This window comes from Microbacterium sp. NPDC055521 (assembly GCF_053619695.1).
This window is the reverse complement of record NZ_JBSHJX010000008.1, coordinates 1-16,509: the sequence shown is the minus strand read 5'-3', so window position 1 is coordinate 16,509 and position 16,509 is coordinate 1. Positions and strand designations below refer to the sequence as shown.

Here is a 16,509-nt window from a genome sequence, read left to right as displayed (position 1 = left end):
TCGAGGCATGCCCGCGACCGCCGCCGCCTGGATGCCGCCCGCCGACCCACTCTCCGCTCCGTACACGGGGTACACCCGTGCGCACTGGGTGGCCGCCGCCGACCGGATCCTCGACGCGGCGCGACAGCGCTCGACGCACGGCGGAGCGATGGTGGACTTCGCCGTCCGCCCGGGCGCGGTGGATGCCGACGCGGGCTCGCCCATGGACCGGCTCGAGGGGTTCGCGCGCACCTTTCTGCTCGCGGCCCTGCGCATCGCCGGCGACCCGGCCGGCACGGAGGGCACCGCGCCGCTGATCGCGCATTACGTCGAGGCCGTGCAGCACGCGATCGGGCAGCGCATCTGGCCGCAGCTCACCGACCACAGCCAGGCCACCGTCGAGGCGGCATCCATCGCGATCGCGTTGCATCTCACGCGCGACTCGATCTGGGCCGCGCTCGACGACGCCACCCGCGACGGCGTGCACATCTGGTTCGCGCAGGCACGCGGCACGTGGTGCGCCGACAACAACCACGTGCTGCTGGGCGCCACTCTGGCGGCGTTCACCCACGCCGGCGGATTCGCCGACGGCCGCGACACGGTCGAGAACGCGCTCGACCGGATGGACGACTGGCACCGGGCCGACGGCTGGTACACCGACGGCGACGGCCGGCGCTTCGACCATTACAACGCCTTCGCGTTCCACTGGTACCCGTTCTTCATCGACGAGATGATGGGCGCCGGCTTCGACGACCGGCGTTCCCTGCACCGCGAGCGCCTGGGAGCGTTCGTCGACGGCTATCAGCACCTGTTCGACGCGCGCTGCGCGCCGGTGTTCCAGGGCCGCTCGCTGATCTACCGCTGGGCGACGGCGGCGCCGTTCTGGATGGCGCGCCGCGAGGGTCTCGAGGTGCTCGACGCCTCACGCACCCGGCGGCTGACCAGCGGCATCCTGAAGCACTTCGTCGACGGCGGCAGCCTCGACACCGGCGTGCTGTCGCTGGGCTGGCAGCGAGAGCCGATTCCGAGCATGGTGCAGTCGTACAGCGGCCCGGGGTCGCCGTACTGGGCGGCGAAGGGCTTCCTGGGTCTCGCGCTGCCGGCGGACGACCCGGCGTGGACGGCGACGGAGACGGCGCTGCCCATCGAGCAGCACGACGTGCGGCGCGTGCTCGACGGCCCGCGGTGGCTGATCGATGCCCGCCGCGACGACGGCATCGTGCGGCTGCACAACTTCGGCAGCGACGGGCACCCGACCCGCGACGACCCCCTGTACCGCCGGCTGCAGTTCACCTCCGCCACCCGGCCGATCTCGGGCGGCGACGTGCGCGACAGCGACCTGACGATCGAGGGCGCCGTGCACCGCCCCGCCCTCCGGGCGAGCGTCGGCGCCCGCGGCGGCGCGGTCACCCGCGCGCTCGACGCGGATGGGCGGCACGTGCTGTGCCAGGTGGCGACGAAGATCGTCGGGAGCAGCGTCGTGCACGTGGCACGGCTCTCGGGCTGCGTCGGGCTCGCCGGGCGGGTGGGCGGTGCCGCCCTGGTGGTCGCCGGCGACGCCCCGGACGACGACGGCGCCTGGGATGCGGGCGACGCCGCAGATGTCGGCAGCAACGCAACGCGCTCTGCGCGGGTGCAGTGCCGCGACCTGGTCAGCGTCGTGCACCTGCTCGGCGCCTGGGCGGCGTCGCCGTCTTCCCCGCCGGTGGCCGTGCCGCTGACATCCGCCGGCGTGGTCGAGCGGGTCGTCGACGGCGCCGACACGCTGCTCTGCCCGGCCGTCCGTCTGGGGTCGCTGCCTGCCGAGGTGGTCGTCGCCTGGCAGACGGGCCTGTCACGGGCATCCGTGCCCGCGGTCGAGGTCGGCGAGGTCATCCTGCATGACGATCACGTCGCCCTGAGCATCGACGGCGAACGAGAGGTGTTCCGCTGGTCGCTGTCCGAGCCGTTCCCCGCCGACGTCGAGGCGCAGCGCATCCGTCGCCCGTGACCCGCCTGCGCCCGCTTCTCTCCGCTGCGCGCACCGCTACCCTCGAACCATGAGCGAATGGGTCAGTTCCGCCATCCAAGTGCTCGAGGCGGACGCCAACCGCTCGGCAGACACGCACCTGCACCTGTTCCCCCTGCCGGCGAGCTGGGGCATCGACCTGTACCTGAAAGACGAGTCGGTGCATCCCACCGGTTCGCTCAAGCACCGCCTGGCTCGCTCGCTCATCCTCTACGGGCTGGTCAACGGCCTGATCGATGAGGACACCACGCTCGTCGAATCGTCGAGTGGGTCGACGGCGGTCTCCGAGGCCTACTTCGCCCGGATGCTCGGACTGCCGTTCATCACGGTGGTGCCACGCTCGACGAGCCAGGAGAAGATCGACCTCATCGAGTTCTACGGGGGCCTCTGCCACTTCGTCGACCACGCCGAGGAGATCTCGCCCGAAGCGCGGCGCCTCGCCGCGGGGTGCCACGGCCACTACCTCGACCAGTTCACCTTCGCCGAGCGGGCGACCGACTGGCGCGGCAACAACAACATCGCCGAGAGCGTGTTCAGCCAGCTGTCACTCGAGAGGCATCCCGTCCCCCGCTGGATCGTCGTCGGCGCCGGCACCGGCGGCACCAGCGCCACCTTCGGCCGCTACGTGCGCTACCGCCGGCATCCGACCGAGGTGGCCGTCGTCGACCCCGAAGGCTCGGCGTTCTACGCCGCCTGGCAGGGGGATCCGGACGCCACGGGCGAGCCCTCGATGATCGAGGGCATCGGCCGGCCCCGAATGGAGCCGTCGTTCGTGCCGAGCGTCATCGACGAGATGATCCCCGTTCCCGACGCGGCGTCCGTCGCCGCGATCCGCCTGCTGCGCGAGCGGACGCTGCACCTCGCGGGCGGTTCGACCGGCACCAACCTCTACGGCGCGTTCGAGCTGATCTCGCGCATGCGCGACGCCGGTGAGACGGGCAGCGTCGTCACGCTGATCTGCGACAGCGGCATCCGCTACACGCAGACGTACTACGACGACGACTGGGTCGCCGCGAGGGGCTGGGATCTGACCCCGCATCGCGAGCGGATGGTGCGCTTCCTCGACGGCGGCGCGTGGTGAGCGCGCTACGCTGAGCGCATGACCACGCTCATCCTCACGGTCGCGGGAGCGGATCGACCCGGGCTCGTGTCCGCCGTCGCCGACATCGTCGCGGCGCACGGCGGCAACTGGGAGAACAGCCAGCTCGCCGAGCTCGCCGGCACCTTCGCCGGAGTGATCGAGATCTCCGTCGCCGACGAGCGCGTGGATGCCCTGCGGGGCGACCTCGACGCGCTCGACGGGATGCTCGCGATCACGGTCCACGCGGGCGCCGGCGCCCCGGCATCCGACGCCGCGCAGCGCATCTCGCTCAGCGTGCTCGGCAACGACCGGGCGGGCATCGTGCGCGAGATCTCGGGTGTGCTGAGCTCTCACGCCCTGAGCATCGAGCGCATGACCACCCAGACCCGGGATGCCGCGATGGCGGGCGGCCGGCTGTTCGAGTCGTCGGTCACGGCGACCCTGCCACCCTCGGCGGATCTCGAGGCGCTGCGCGCCGACATCGAACAGCTCACCCACGACCTGCAGGTCGACATCACGACGCTCTGACCCGTCTGCGGTGAGACGCAGCCGGTCACGCTCTGCGGGCGGGGCACACAACGGGTGCGCGCACCGCCCGCAGGGCCGAGCTCAGACCAGGCGGGTCTTCGGCGACACGTCGTAGGTGTCCTGCGGGTCGGTGTTCGCCACGTCACCGAGCGCGTCGTCGATCGCCGTCATCACATCGGCGCCGAGGCGCACGCCCGAGGCCTTCACGGTCTCGGCGAGCTGCTCGGGGCGCGACGCGCCCACCAGGGCGGCGGCGACGTTCTGGTTCTGCAGCACCCACGCGATCGCGAGCTGCGGCATGGTCAGGCCCGCGTCAGCCGCGATCGGCTTGAGCTTCTGCACCGCGGCGAGGATGTCGTCGCGCAGCAGTTCCTTGATGAAGTGCGACCCCGAGTGCGGGTCGGTGGCCCGCGAGCCGTCGGGCACGGGCTGGCCGGGCAGGTACTTGCCGCTCAGCACGCCCTGCGCCATCGGCGACCAGACGATCTGCGAGATGCCGAGGCTCTCGGAGGTCGGCACGACCTTGCCCTCGATCACCCGGTGCAGCATCGAGTACTGCGGCTGGTTCGAGATCAGCTGGAATCCGAGCTGACGTGACAGGGCGTGCCCTTCGCGCAGCTGCTCCGCGGTCCATTCCGAGACGCCGATGTACAGCGCCTTGCCCTGACGCACGACATCGGCGAACGCCTGCATCGTCTCTTCGAGGGGAGTCTCGGAGTCGTAGCGGTGCGCCTGGTACAGATCGACGTAATCGGTGCCGAGACGCTGCAGCGAGCCGTCGATCGACTCGAAGATGTGCTTGCGGCTGAGGCCGGTGTCGTTGGGGCCCTTCGGCCCGGTCGGGAAGTACACCTTCGTGAAGATCTCAAGTCCGGCACGACGCTGACCGGCGAGCGCCTTGCCGAGCACGACCTCGGCGGCGGTGTTCGCGTAGGTGTCGGCCGTGTCGAAGGTGGTGATCCCGGCATCCAGCGCGGCGTGCACCGTCGCGATCGCCGCCTCGTCACCCACCTGCGAGGCGTGCGTCACCCAGTTTCCGTAGGTGATCTCCGAGACTTTGAGTCCGCTGTTTCCGAGGTAGCGATAGTTGACCATGTTCACACGCTATCCGTGATCGGCGTGGTCGCCGAGCGATGCGTCAGGCCTTGACAGCAGCCGGCCGCCCGCCCTTCATCCTCAGCGCGAGCACCACCGCCGCGCCGGCCGCGCCGAGGCTCACCGCGAAGAGCACCAGCGACCACCGGCTGTGGTCGGCCCCGCCGATCATGAACGTGTCAGCCAGGTTCATGCCGGGGCCGAACGAGGCGACGAAGTACCCCGGCGCGCCCAGCACGAGCAGCAGCAGGAAGAGCAGAGCGCTGTGGGCAGGCTCCAGCCGCGACCGGATGCTGAACAGGGCCACCACGATCGCCGCCGCGACGCCGACGCCGAGGATCAGCAGCGGCATCGTCACCGGCATGGTCTCCCCGGCGGCATCCATCTCGGCGTAGATCGCCGCGATCTTCTCACCCGGCACCGCGGCAAGCGGATTCAGCACGAGTATCTGCACGGCGGCGAGCACCGCGTACCCGGCGACCGCGAGCACACCGAGGTGATCGGCTCGGTGGGCGCCGGACCGCCGGGAGCGACTCCGGATGCCGAGGATCGGCCGGGCTCGGCATCCGCCGCCGTCACGATCGCAGCACGATCGCGGAAGCCCTCGGCCGTGACCCGGTCGAGGTCGACCTGCTTGCGGATCGTCCTGGTCTTCTCATACAGCGACGGGTCGCCCCAGCTGGTGAGCACCTTCACGAGCACGGGCAGCAGCTCGATCATGAAGAACAGGGCGGCGATCAGCCAGTGCGCCCAGAAGATCGTCGGCTCCTTCTCGCCGAGGCGGTTGAGCCCGGTGATCTGGCTGAGCAGTCCGATGGCACCGGCGTTGCCCTGCGCGACCGAGTCGGCACGCGCGTTGTACGCGGCCAGCGCCTGTTCGTAGGTCTTCTTCGCCGCGGGGAGCTGATCCTTCGCCTGTTGGCGGTTGGTCGTCTCCGATGCCGCGGTGTTGGCCTGCGCCCCGTTCTCGGCGGCCGAGAGGTCGTCGTTCGCCGAGCGCAGCTGCGCGGCGAGCGCGTCGTAGGTCTGCTGGGCTTGGGCGAGCTGCGCCTTGGCTGCGTCGGAGCTGGACCCCTGCCCGTTCACCCCGGTGCAGCCGGGCACGGTGCCCGCGCCCTCGCCGGTCAGCTCGCACTGGTACAGCGCACGAGCCGAATCGATGACCTTCTGCTGCTCGGCGATCTTGCCGGTCAGCTCGTCGACGGTCGCCTGGGCCGCGGAGGTGGTCGCCGAGCCGGATTCCGTGCCGGCGACGACACCGGTCGCGGCCTGGTTCTCGAGAGCCGCGACGCGCTCGGTCGCAGCGTCCAGCGCCTTCTTCTCGGGCCCCTTCTCGAGGGCGTCCTGGTCGGACTGCGACTGGGTGATGTTGGTGGATGCCACCTCGCGGGCGATGTCGTTGTGGAACACCTGCAGCACGAGGGGCTCAGCGACGAGGAACCCGATCAGCGCGGCCATCGCCACACGGGGCAGGGCGAGCGCGAGCATCTTGCCGACATTGCGGGTCGACGTCATGGACGAGGTGAGGAACCGGTCGAGGTTGAAGATGATGGCCGCCCACACCAGGGCCAGCGGGATGGCGACCCAGATCGCGACCTGCACGCCGGTGGTCAGCGCGAACATCATCGAGATCGCCGAGACCAGAGCGGTTCCGAGCAGCACGAAGAACATCTGCACGAATCGGGGCGTCTCGCCGGGCACGCGGTCGAGGATCTCGCCCTCCGCGCCGCCGAGGATGGCCATGGTGCGCAGCCGCGATCCGGGGGTGCGCTCGCGCTTCGACCGCCGGGTCCGCGCCGATGCCGGTGTCGCGTCGTCTGGTGCGGCCGCCGCTTCGTCACTGGACACGGGCACCGCTCTCTCCCCGAACCCGGGCACCGCACTCTCACCGGGTGCCTGAGCCGGCCGAGGGGTCTCGGCGCTGCCGCCCGTGGGCTCGTACTGGCGGAGGAAATCGAGGTCGTCGTCGGTGACCGCGCCTTCGGGGCCGTCGGATTCGAACGAGATCCGCCCCTGGGAATCCATCCGTCCAGGGCGATGTGCGGAATAGGACATCCTTCGAGGGTATGAAACCGCGGCTGTGCGAGTCCCGGATGCTCCCTGCGAGGCGTTCACAGACAAGGGTGCGTCATGCGGATCCGGATGTCAGGCTGGGGCACATGAAGACCCTGCTGCTCGCCCGCCACGCGAAGTCCGACTGGGGCGATCCGTCGGTGCGCGATCACGACCGCACGCTCAACGCGCGCGGCCGGCGCGACGCCCCCGCCATGGCATCCCGACTCGTCGACGAGGGCGTGCGCCTGCAGCACATCGTGGCGAGCACGGCGCTGCGGGCCCGCATCACCGCCGATGCCTACGCCGCCGCGTTCCTCCTCGAGGTGGCCGACGAGCCCACGCTCTACGCCGCGTCGGCGCGCACCATCCTGTCGGTCGCCGCCTCGCTTCCGGATGAGGTCGACGTCGCGATGCTCGTCGGGCACAACCCCGGAATGGCGGATGCCGTGCCCGACCTCACCGGGCAGTTCGTCGAGTTCCCGACCTGCGCCATCGCCGAATGCGCGGTCGACGTGGACTCGTGGGCCGAGCTGATCGAGGGCAGCGGCCGGATGCTGAGACTGCGCACCCCGAGAAAGTAGCCGGTCAGGCCATCGCGGCGGCTTCGGCCTCGTCTTCGGTGGTCGCGACGAGCTGGCCGCAGGCCCCGTCGATCTCTTTGCCGCGCGTATCGCGCAGCGTGGTCGGGATGCCCGCGGCGTTGAGCCGGCGCACGAACTCGTTCTGCACATCGACCTCGGACGCCGTCCAGATCGATCCCGGCGTCGGGTTCAGCGGGATGGGGTTCACATGCACCCAGCCGCGACCGCGGGAGTTCAGCTTCGAGGCCAGCAGATCCGCGCGCCACGGGTGGTCGTTCATGTCCTTGATCAGCGCGTACTCGATCGACACGCGACGACCGGTCTTGTCGAAGTACTCGCGAGCGGCATCCAGCGCCTCGCCGACCTTCCAGCGCGAGTTGACGGGGATGAGCTCGTCGCGCAGCTCGTCGTCAGGCGCATGCAGCGAGAGCGCGAAGGTGACGGGGATGTCCTCGTCGGCGAGCTTCCTGATCGCGGGCGCCAGACCGACCGTCGACACCGTGATGCCGCGAGCGCTCATGCCGAGCCCGTCGGGCTGCGGGGCGACCATGATGCGCACCGCATCCATCACCCGCTTGTAGTTGGCGAGCGGCTCACCCATGCCCATGAAGACGATGTTCGACACGCGCTCCATGGAGTGGTCGTTCGACCTCTTGCCGCCGAGCTCGCCGTCGGCGATGGCCCGATTCGCCCGCACGATCTGCTCGATGATCTCGGCGGTCGACATGTTGCGGGTGAGCCCCGCCTGGCCGGTGGCGCAGAACGGGCAGTTCATGCCGCAGCCGGCCTGTGACGACACGCACAGGGTGATGCGGCCCGGGTAGCGCATGAGCACCGACTCGACGAGCGCGCCGTCGTGCAGGCGCCAGAGGAACTTGATCGTGTCGCCGCGATCGGTCTCGAGCCGCTTCACCTCGGTCATCAGCGGGGGCAGCATGCCGCCGACCAGCTCATCGCGCTGCGCAGCAGGGAGGTCGGTCATCTGCGCGGGGTCGGAGGTGTAGTGCGTGAAGTAGTGGGTCGACAGCTGCTTCGCCCGGAAGCCGGGCAGTCCCAGCTCCTTCACCTTCTCGACGCGCTCGGCGGGGGTCAGGTCGGCCAGGTGCACCGGCGGCTTGCCCCGCTTGGGGCTGGCGAACTGCAGAAGCGGTCGGCCCTCGGCATCCTTCTGCTGCGTCCAGCCCTCTGTCGTCGGGCGCACCTGAGAGCCGCGGGCGGGACCCGTCTTGCGCACAGGCGTGCTGCGGGAGGGCGGCGTCTTGTCGGATGCGGGCATACCTCCAGGGTACGGCGTGCCGACTGGGAGACTGGAGGGCATGGAGATCTGGGCGTGGGCGCTGCTGGCGTTCGCCGCACTCATCGCGGGGCTCGGCAAGACCGCGCTGCCGGGCAGCTCAACGATCGCGGTCGTGATCCTGGCATCCGTCCTTCCCGCCCGCACGTCCACCGCGGCGATGCTGCTGCTGTTCATCGTCGGAGACGTCTTCGCGCTCATCGCCTACCGACGGCACGCCGACTGGCGCACGCTGCTGCGGCTCGCGCCTGCCGTCGTGGTCGGCCTGCTGGTGGGAGCCGCCTTCCTCGCGGTCAGCACCGACGGCATCGTGCGCCGCACGATCGGCGTCATCCTGCTGGCGATGGTGGGGCTCACGCTGTGGCGCAGGCGGCGGACCGGAGTCCGGACGGTCGGTTCCGATCAGACCGGCGCCAGGGCATCCGGTCGCATCACCGCCGCCGGGTACGGGACTCTCGCCGGATTCACCACGATGGTCGCCAACTCGGGCGGACCGGTCATGTCGATGTACTTCCTGGCGACGCGCACTCCGGTGAAGGTCTTCCTCGGCACCTCGGCGTGGTTCTTCGCGATCGTCAACCTCACCAAGGTGCCGTTCCTGGCGGGCATCGGGCTGCTCACGCCCGAGGTGCTGCTGCTCGACCTCACGCTCGCGCCGATGGTGGTGATCGGTGCGCTGATCGGCATCCGCCTCGCCAGACGGATGCCGCAGCAGCTTTTCGACCGGCTGGTGATCATCCTCACGATCGCCGGGTCCGTCTACCTGCTGTTCTGACCGACCGCCGGGTCGCACGCTTGTCGGTCCAGAACACGGATGTCGGCGCGAACAGCCGGTTCGCGCCGACATCCGTTCAATCCGCCGACATCCGTGCAGGCAGCTCTACGTATCAGTCGAGGAAGATGTCCGGGAACAGGCGGTCGTCGGGGGTGCCGGGCACAGCGGCGTACTTCGAGAAGTCGGTGACACCGTCGGCCTCGAGCACGTCTTCGACGATCAGGGTCTGACCGGTGTACTCGCGTGCGGGCTTGGTGATCACCGAGTACGCCGCGTCGGCGTAGATCTCAGCGGTGCGACTGGCGGCCATCACGCTGTCGCCGCCGAGCAGGTTCTGCACCGCCGCAGTGGCGATCGTGGTGCGCGGCCACAGCGTGTTGGCCGCGATGCCGGCATCCGCGAACTCGGCAGCAAGACCCAGCGTCGCCATCGTCATCCCGTACTTGGCGAGGGTGTACCCCGTGTGCGCACCCAGCCACTTCGGCGTCAGGTTCAGCGGCGGCGACAGCGACAGGATGTGCGGGTTCGCCGACTCGCGCAGCACCGGAACCGCGGCGCGGGAGAGCATGAACGTGCCGCGTACGTTGACGTCCTGCATCAGGTCGTACTTCTTCGCCGCCAGATCCAGCGAGCGCGACAGATCGATGACGCTGGCGTTGTTGATCACGACGTCGATGCCGCCGAACTCGCCCTGCGTCTTCATGACCGCCTCGGTCACCTGGTCGTCGTCGCGCACGTCGCCGACGATCGGCAGGGCCTGCCCGCCGGCCGCGCGGATCGCCTCCGCCGCGGAATGCACGGTGCCTTCGAGCTTGGGATGCGGGGTGTCGGTCTTGGCGAGCATCGCGATGTTCGCGCCGTCGGCTGCGGCGCGCAGCGCGATGGCGAGGCCGATGCCGCGGCTGCCGCCCGACATCAGGATGGTCTTGCCTGCAAGGGACATGTTCTTCTCCTTACTTCGGCGCCATGCGGATGGCGCCGTCGAGACGAATGGTCTCGCCGTTGAGGTAGCCGTTGGCGATGATGTGCTCGACGAGCGCCGCGTACTCGTCCGGCCTGCCGAGCCGCGACGGGTAGGGCACCTGCTGGCCGAGCGAGTCCTGGGCGGCCTGCGGGAGACCTGCGAGCATCGGGGTCTCCATGATGCCGGGAGCGATCGTGCAGACCCGGATGCCGTGCCGCGCGAGCTCGCGTGCGATCGGCAGGGTCATCGCGTGCACCCCGCCCTTCGATGCCGAGTAGGCGGGCTGGCCGATCTGGCCGTCGAACGCGGCCACGCTCGCGGTGTTGACGATGACGCCCCGGTCGCCGCCCTCGGTGGGCTCGGTCTGCGCGATCACCGCCGCAGCCTGGGAGATCACGTTGAAGGTGCCCACGAGGTTGATGCGGATGACGCGCTCGAAGGCGTCGAGGTCGGCAGGATTGCCGTCCCGGTCGAGCACCTTGGCGGGCGGGGCGATGCCCGCGCAGTTGACGACGACGCGCAGGGGGGCTGCGGCGTGGGCGGATGCCACGGCCGCGGCGATCTGTTCGGAGCTGGTCACGTCGGCCGGCAGGAACAGTCCGCCGAGCTCGGCGGCGATCTCCTCGCCTGCGGACGTCGGCAGGTCGATGATCGCGACCCGTGCTCCCGCGGCGGACAGCCGGCGGGCGGTGGCGAGGCCGAGTCCGCTGGCGCCGCCCGTGATGAGCGCGCCCTGTCCCGTGATCTGCATCGTGTTCTCCTTCGAACGGCTCGACGCCGGTCCGACGCCGAATGCGACTGAGTCTCAGCATACGTGGTTCTGAGTGTCCAGCTGGCGGGTGGTCGCGAGCGGGGGGATGCTGAGGTCATGGACCTTCGTCGCAAACGAGCCTACGACAGCGCCTCTCCCGACGATGGGTACCGCGTGCTCGTCGATCGGCTCTGGCCGCGTGGCGTGTCGAAGCAGCGCGCGGCGATCGATCTGTGGGCGAAGGACGTCGCACCGTCGACCGAGCTGCGCCACGAGTGGCACGCACCGGGAGCGGACTTCGCCACCAACGCCGCGCACTACCGGTCCCAGCTCGAGGGCGAATCAGCCGAGGCGCTCGCCCGGCTTGTGGACGAGCTGCGCGAGCATCCGGTCGTCACCCTCGTCTACGCCGTCAACGACACCGAGCACAACCACGCGGTCGTCCTCGCCGACGTGCTGAAGAAGCTCCTCGGCTGAGCCGCCGCCGCTCAGCTCCAGACGAACCGGAAGACGCCCGCCGCGACCGCACCGGCGATGGCCGACGCCATGATCGCGGCACCGCCCAGCAGCGCCACGCCGTCGCGCGGGTGAAGGCGCGACGGCCGCGACCAGGTGCGCTCGATTCCCGAGCCGAAACCGCGGGCCTCCATCGCCATCGCGAGTTTCGTGCCGCGCCGCACCGCGAAGACGAGCAGCACGAACGCCATCGAGAAGAAGCGGCGCAGCGCTCCGTGGTCGCCCACGCCTCGTGCACGGCGCGCCAGCGACATGGTGCGCCAGTCGTCGATGAAGAGCCCCAGCATCCTCGCCCCGGCCAGCGCGCCGAGCACGAACCGGCTCGGCAGGTGCGCGACCTGCGCCAGCGCATCGCCCAGCTCGGTCGGGTCGGTGCGACCGAACAGCAGGATCGTCGGCAGCCCGAGAGCGATCACACGCAGTGTCACCGCCACCGCGAGGGCGATCGAGCCCTCGCTGATCGCGGCGAAGCCGAAGCTGAAGAACACCCGGCCTTCGGGCTCGGCGTACAGCAGCATGCTGAGCCCCGCGATCGGCGAGAACACCGCGATGGGCAGCAGGCGCAGCAGCACCGTGCGCACCGGAAGCCCGGTCAGCGGAAGGCACAGCAGCTGCAGGGCGATCGCCACGAGAGCGCTCACCGGGTCGATCGACGCGAACAGCGGCACCGACAGCAGCAGGGCGAGAACGATCTTCGTGACGGGGTTCACGCCGTCGAGCCACGCCGGACGGCTGCCCGCGTCGGGTCGCGACGAACGAGTCGCCGCCGATCGGTTCGTCGTGCTCGTCATCGCCGCCCCCTCTGGATGCCGGCGGTCGGCGCCGGGTCGCCACCCGCGGTCGCCGGGTCGTCGGCGGTCGATGCCGGGCGCAGCGCGATGCGGTGTCCGCCGAGGTGGTGCACCACCGCCTCGTCGTGACTGACGGCGATCACTGTGCGGCCGGCCGCGACCTCGGCCTGCAACAGCTCGACGAGGCCGATCCACCCCCGACGGTCCTGCCCGAAGGTGGGCTCGTCGAGCACCAGCACCTGCGGTGCGGCGGCCAGCACAGTCGCCACCGAGAGTCGTCGCTTCTGCCCGCCGCTGAGCGTGAACGGATTCGCGAGTGCGAGCGGAGCGAGCTGCAGCCGCTCGAGCAGGTCATCGACGATGGCGTCGACCTGCTCGTCCGGCAGCCCGAGCGCGCGGGGGCCGACGGCGAGCTCGTCGCGCAGGGTGCGGGCGAGGAACTGATGCTCCGGCTCCTGGAAGACGGTGCCGATGCGAGTGAGCAGTTCGCGGGACTTCCAGTGCGAGGGGCGACGGCCGGAGCGGCCGGCGAGGTCGGATGCGGCGAGCACCGTTCCTTCGAGTTCGGGTAGGAGACCTGCGAGGGTGAGCGCGAGTGTGGACTTGCCCGCCCCGTTGGGCCCGGTGACGACCGTGGCCGTCCCGCGTGGGATCCGCAGCTCGAGTCGGCTCTGCACGGCGGTGCGCCCGTCGCGGGACACGGCGAGATCGCTCGTCTCGAGCACCGCGGGGCGCGTGGGATCGGCGGGCGGCAGCATCGGCACGTCGATCTCGTGGTGCGGCACCCAGACACCCGCCTCGGCGAGCGCGTCGCCGTGCTGTGCGAACACGACCGACGGCGGACCGTCGGCGAGCAGGCCGCCGTCGGCGGCGAGCACGATGACTCGGGTCAGCAGATCGAGCCACACCTCGGTGCGGTGCTCGACGACGACGAACGTCGCGCCGGTGGCATCCAGCGCCCTGCCGACGCTGTCGCGCACCTCGCGAACCCCGACCGGGTCGAGATTCGCGGTCGGCTCGTCGAGCAGCAGCAGACCGGGTCGCATGGCGAGCACGCCGGCGAGAGCGAGTCGCTGCTTCTGCCCGCCCGAGAGGGCCTTCGTGGGCCGGTCGAGCGGCACGTCCAGGCCGACCGCGTCGAGCGCCGACACGACCCGGTTCGGGATCTCGTCGGCTGGCACGCCGAGGTTCTCGCAGCCGAAGGCCACGTCATCGCCGACCTTCGACAGCACGACACCGGCATCCGGATCCTGCAGCACCAGGCCGATCCGGCCACGCTGCGCCTCCGGGGCGGCACCGTCGACGAGCAGAGCCCCGCTGCGCACGCCCTCGTCGGCATCGCCGAGCACGCCGGCGAGGCCGGCGAGCAGTGTCGACTTGCCCGCGCCCGAGGCGCCGAGCAACAGCACCCGCTCACCGGGCTCGATCGTGAACGTGACGTCGCTGACGGCGGGCAGCCGCCGGCCGGCGTAGCGCCAGCCCCACCCGTTCGCGGTGACGCGAGCCGGAGAAGACACGCTCAGACCTCCTGGCGCACTTCCCGGCCGGCCGCGAAGCGGCTCAGCGCACCGGTCGATGCCAGGGCGCGCACGAGCAGCCATCCCACCACGCCGGCGAGGACGGCACCCGAGATGACGAGCGCGCCGAGGTAGATGGCGTTGAACTCGATGCTCTTCAGGAAGTTCGGCGACGAGCCGTAGAACATCTCGAAGATCCACGCGGCGACGGCGGCGCCCACGCCCGAGAGCGCGGCGACGACGATGCCGAAACGACGGTAGAGGAACAGCGCGAAGATCAGCTCGGCGCCGAGGCCCTGCACCAGCCCGGAGAGCACGGTCGAGACGCCCCACACGTTGCCGATGAGCATCGAGATGATCGCGGCGATCAGCTCGACGACGAGAGCGGCGCCGGGCTTGCGGATGACCAGGCCGCCGATGACGCCGCCGATCAGCCAGATGCCGACGGCGATGCCGCCGAAGCCGGGGGTCAGAGCGTCGGCGGCTCCGAACCAGGCGCCGCCGATGATGTTCCAGCCCCAGAACAGCAGGCCGATCGCGACGCCGAGCACGGCGGCGACGACGATGTCGACGACGCGCCAGCGCAGGTTGCGCGTGGCGGGTGCGAGGGTGGTCTGCGCGGTGGACGCGGACGTGGACGTACTCATCTGAACTCCTCCCTGCGCCGGCATGATCCGGATCAGGTTCGACGGTCGAAGCGCGGATCGCTTCCTCTCAGCCCGGCTGCCCGGACTCCCGTGGTGATGACTCGATCATAGCGCCGGTGGGGGCTGCCACGGGTCGGCGTTTCGCCCCGTGAAACACCGGCCTGTAGCGTGGTCGGGTGCCCCACTCCCCCGAGTCCACGCGCCCGGTGACGCGTCGCGCGATACGCGAGCGCACGAGGGCGCGCACAGAGCGCTCATCCGGCGGCACATCCGTGCTGCCGGCGTTCGGCGAAAGCCTGGGGCCCGAACTGGCTGCGACCAGGGATACTGACGCTGTGGATCGCACCGAACCCGCCGCGGCTCCGGCGCTCTCTCCCGCTGAGCCCTCGGCGTCCGACGCCGCCGTCGAGGAGGCGCCGAAGCAATGGGCCGACGACGCGCGCCCGCCGACCGCGCTGACGTGGCTCGACGCATCCACCCTGCTCGACGAGCACATCCCCACCTCGCAGCCGCGCGAGCTGTTCGCCGGCGCCCGGCTCACCCCGGAATGGCGACGCCCCCGCGTGCTCCTGCCGCTCGGTTTCGTCGCGGCACTGTGCGTCGCGTATGTCGCGACCACGCTGCTGTGGCCGTTGCATGAGGTCGCCCCGACCGTGCAGGCCACGACGGTCGAGATCGCTCCCGCTCCGGCGGTGACCGTGACCTGGCCCACCACGGGAAGCGCGGCCGTGGGCATCCAGGGCATGGAGCCGATGGCATCCACCACCTCGGCCGACGAGATCGCGAGCATCTCGAAGGTCGTCACCGTGATGATGGTGCTCGACGAGCTGCCGCTGAAGGTCGGCGAGCAGGGGCCGAGCTTCGCGTTCACCGCAGCGGACTCCCGCGACTACTGGAGCTATCGCCGCATGGATCAGTCGTCGCTCGATGTGCCGGTCGGAGGCGGCCTGACCGAGTACCAGATGCTGCAGGGCATCCTGCTCGGGTCGGCGAACAACTACACCGACCGACTCGCGAACGAGATCTGGGGATCGCAGCGCGCGTTCGCAGAGGCATCGGCGACGTGGCTGAGCGACCGCGGCATCGAGGGCGTCACCCTGGCGTCTCCCTCAGGGTTCAGCGAGGCGAACGTGGCGCCCCCGGCAGCACTGATCCAGATCGCCGAGCTCGCGATGGCGAACCCCGTCTTCGCTGAGATCGTCGCCACCCGCTCGGCCGACATCCCCGGCGTCGGTGTGATCACCAACACCAACAAGATGCTCGACGACCCCGGCGTCGTCGGTGTCAAGACCGGAACCCTGAGCCACTGGAACCTGCTGACCGCGAAGGATGTCGCCTTCGGTGACACCACGGTGCGCCTGTACACCGCGGTTCTCGGGCAGGCCGACAACGCCGAGCGGCTGGCCGTGACCCGTCAGCTTCTCGCCGAGATGGAGACGACGCTCGCCGAGCAGCCGACGTCGGTTCCCTCGCGGACCGTCGTCGGCCACGTCACCACCGAGTGGGGCGATCACGTCGAGGTCGTGACGGATGCCGCCGTGCGGGTGCTGCTGTGGAACGGTTCGCAGGCGACGGCGACCACCTCGTTCTCCCTCGGCGACAAGGTTGCGGCCGGCGCCGAGGTCGGCACCATGACCGTCGAGGGCCCGCTCGGCACCGCTGCCGCGTCGGTCTCGCTGACCGACGAGATCACCCAGCCGAGCGCCTGGTGGCGTCTGACCCACCCGCTCGCGCTCTTCGGCCTCGACTGAGCATCCCGCTTCTCCCGCGCCGCGAGACTTCTGTTCCAGCACGAGACGGCACTCACCGGCGTACGTCTCGTGCTGGAAGACAAGTCTCGCGGGCTCGGCGCGGGCGGATGCCTGGGCGCGGCCGGCACAAGCAGAACGCCCGCCCCGTGATCTGTCTCTTATACACATCTCCGAGC

16 protein-coding genes and 1 riboswitch are annotated in these 16,509 nt (G+C 70.4%); of the genes, 7 read left to right on the top strand and 9 right to left on the bottom strand.

The features are described from left to right. Positions 1-7 precede the first annotated feature (7 nt). From ACWGSM_RS09270 to ACWGSM_RS09260, 3 genes are read left to right on the top strand one after another with little or no spacing between them, the layout of a single operon-like run. The gene (locus ACWGSM_RS09270; protein ID WP_452322628.1) at positions 8-1,969 is read left to right on the top strand and encodes a DUF2264 domain-containing protein; all 1,962 of its coding nucleotides are present in this window, start codon (positions 8-10) and stop codon (positions 1,967-1,969) included. Between the two features lie 49 nt (positions 1,970-2,018). Further along, complete coding sequence (locus tag ACWGSM_RS09265; protein WP_452322627.1) at positions 2,019-3,068, top strand: PLP-dependent cysteine synthase family protein; 1,050 nt, start codon at positions 2,019-2,021, stop codon at positions 3,066-3,068. A gap of 18 nt (positions 3,069-3,086) precedes the next feature. Continuing rightward, positions 3,087-3,596 (top strand): glycine cleavage system protein R, encoded by a 510-nt coding sequence (locus tag ACWGSM_RS09260; RefSeq protein ID WP_452322626.1) that lies wholly within the window; start codon positions 3,087-3,089, stop codon positions 3,594-3,596. 81 nt (positions 3,597-3,677) lie between these two features. On the opposite strand, the gene ACWGSM_RS09255 is transcribed toward ACWGSM_RS09260, so the two are convergent. The 3 genes from ACWGSM_RS09255 to ACWGSM_RS09245 are packed head-to-tail and all read right to left on the bottom strand — an operon-like array spanning position 3,678 to position 6,746. Then, positions 3,678-4,691: an aldo/keto reductase family protein gene (locus ACWGSM_RS09255; protein ID WP_452322625.1), complete on the bottom strand. Its 1,014-nt coding sequence runs from the start codon at positions 4,689-4,691 to the stop codon at positions 3,678-3,680. A gap of 43 nt (positions 4,692-4,734) precedes the next feature. After that, entirely contained in the window at positions 4,735-5,181 is a 447-nt protein-coding gene (locus ACWGSM_RS09250) for a hypothetical protein (protein WP_452322624.1), read from the bottom strand. Next, entirely contained in the window at positions 5,127-6,746 is a 1,620-nt protein-coding gene (locus tag ACWGSM_RS09245; protein WP_452322623.1) for a DUF4407 domain-containing protein, read from the bottom strand. The genes ACWGSM_RS09250 and ACWGSM_RS09245 overlap by 55 nt, the downstream gene beginning before the upstream one ends. 104 nt (positions 6,747-6,850) lie before the next feature. Between ACWGSM_RS09245 and ACWGSM_RS09240 the strand changes: the two genes are divergently transcribed. Beyond that, positions 6,851-7,327: a SixA phosphatase family protein gene (locus ACWGSM_RS09240; RefSeq protein ID WP_452322622.1), complete on the top strand. Its 477-nt coding sequence runs from the start codon at positions 6,851-6,853 to the stop codon at positions 7,325-7,327. 4 nt (positions 7,328-7,331) lie between these two features. On the opposite strand, the gene rlmN is transcribed toward ACWGSM_RS09240, so the two are convergent. Continuing rightward, positions 7,332-8,603, bottom strand: a complete 1,272-nt coding sequence (gene rlmN / locus ACWGSM_RS09235) for a 23S rRNA (adenine(2503)-C(2))-methyltransferase RlmN (RefSeq protein WP_452322621.1) — start codon at positions 8,601-8,603, stop codon at positions 7,332-7,334. A gap of 40 nt (positions 8,604-8,643) precedes the next feature. Between rlmN and ACWGSM_RS09230 the strand changes: the two genes are divergently transcribed. Then, complete coding sequence (locus ACWGSM_RS09230; RefSeq protein ID WP_452322620.1) at positions 8,644-9,396, top strand: sulfite exporter TauE/SafE family protein; 753 nt, start codon at positions 8,644-8,646, stop codon at positions 9,394-9,396. Positions 9,397-9,508: 112 nt separating this feature from the next. Here the strand turns inward: ACWGSM_RS09230 and ACWGSM_RS09225 are convergent, their stop codons facing one another. Further along, complete coding sequence (locus ACWGSM_RS09225) at positions 9,509-10,339, bottom strand: SDR family oxidoreductase (RefSeq protein WP_452322619.1); 831 nt, start codon at positions 10,337-10,339, stop codon at positions 9,509-9,511. Between the two features lie 10 nt (positions 10,340-10,349). Next, a complete protein-coding gene (locus ACWGSM_RS09220) occupies positions 10,350-11,111 on the bottom strand; it encodes an SDR family NAD(P)-dependent oxidoreductase (protein ID WP_452322618.1) in 762 nt (253 codons plus the stop codon). Between the two features lie 117 nt (positions 11,112-11,228). Here ACWGSM_RS09220 and ACWGSM_RS09215 point away from each other — a divergent pair, with 117 nt between their 5' ends. Then, positions 11,229-11,588: a DUF488 domain-containing protein gene (locus ACWGSM_RS09215; protein ID WP_452322617.1), complete on the top strand. Its 360-nt coding sequence runs from the start codon at positions 11,229-11,231 to the stop codon at positions 11,586-11,588. Between the two features lie 11 nt (positions 11,589-11,599). Here ACWGSM_RS09215 and ACWGSM_RS09210 read toward each other — a convergent pair whose 3' ends face one another. The 3 genes from ACWGSM_RS09210 to ACWGSM_RS09200 form a co-directional block, all read right to left on the bottom strand. Beyond that, the gene (locus ACWGSM_RS09210) at positions 11,600-12,418 is read right to left on the bottom strand and encodes an energy-coupling factor transporter transmembrane component T family protein (protein WP_452322616.1); all 819 of its coding nucleotides are present in this window, start codon (positions 12,416-12,418) and stop codon (positions 11,600-11,602) included. Continuing rightward, on the bottom strand, positions 12,415-14,019 hold the full coding sequence (locus tag ACWGSM_RS09205; RefSeq protein WP_452322615.1) for an ABC transporter ATP-binding protein: 1,605 nt from the start codon (positions 14,017-14,019) through the stop codon (positions 12,415-12,417). The genes ACWGSM_RS09210 and ACWGSM_RS09205 overlap by 4 nt, the downstream gene beginning before the upstream one ends. Then, a complete protein-coding gene (locus ACWGSM_RS09200; protein WP_452322614.1) occupies positions 13,938-14,582 on the bottom strand; it encodes an ECF transporter S component in 645 nt (214 codons plus the stop codon). Before ACWGSM_RS09200 ends, ACWGSM_RS09205 begins: the two co-directional genes overlap by 82 nt. Next, a riboswitch (TPP riboswitch) is annotated at positions 14,575-14,684 on the bottom strand. (Overlaps the previous gene by 8 nt.) Before the next feature lie 233 nt (positions 14,685-14,917). On the opposite strand from ACWGSM_RS09200, the gene ACWGSM_RS09195 reads away from it, so the two are divergent. Continuing rightward, complete coding sequence (locus tag ACWGSM_RS09195) at positions 14,918-16,333, top strand: D-alanyl-D-alanine carboxypeptidase family protein (protein ID WP_452322613.1); 1,416 nt, start codon at positions 14,918-14,920, stop codon at positions 16,331-16,333. The last annotated feature ends 176 nt before the right edge of the window (positions 16,334-16,509 follow it).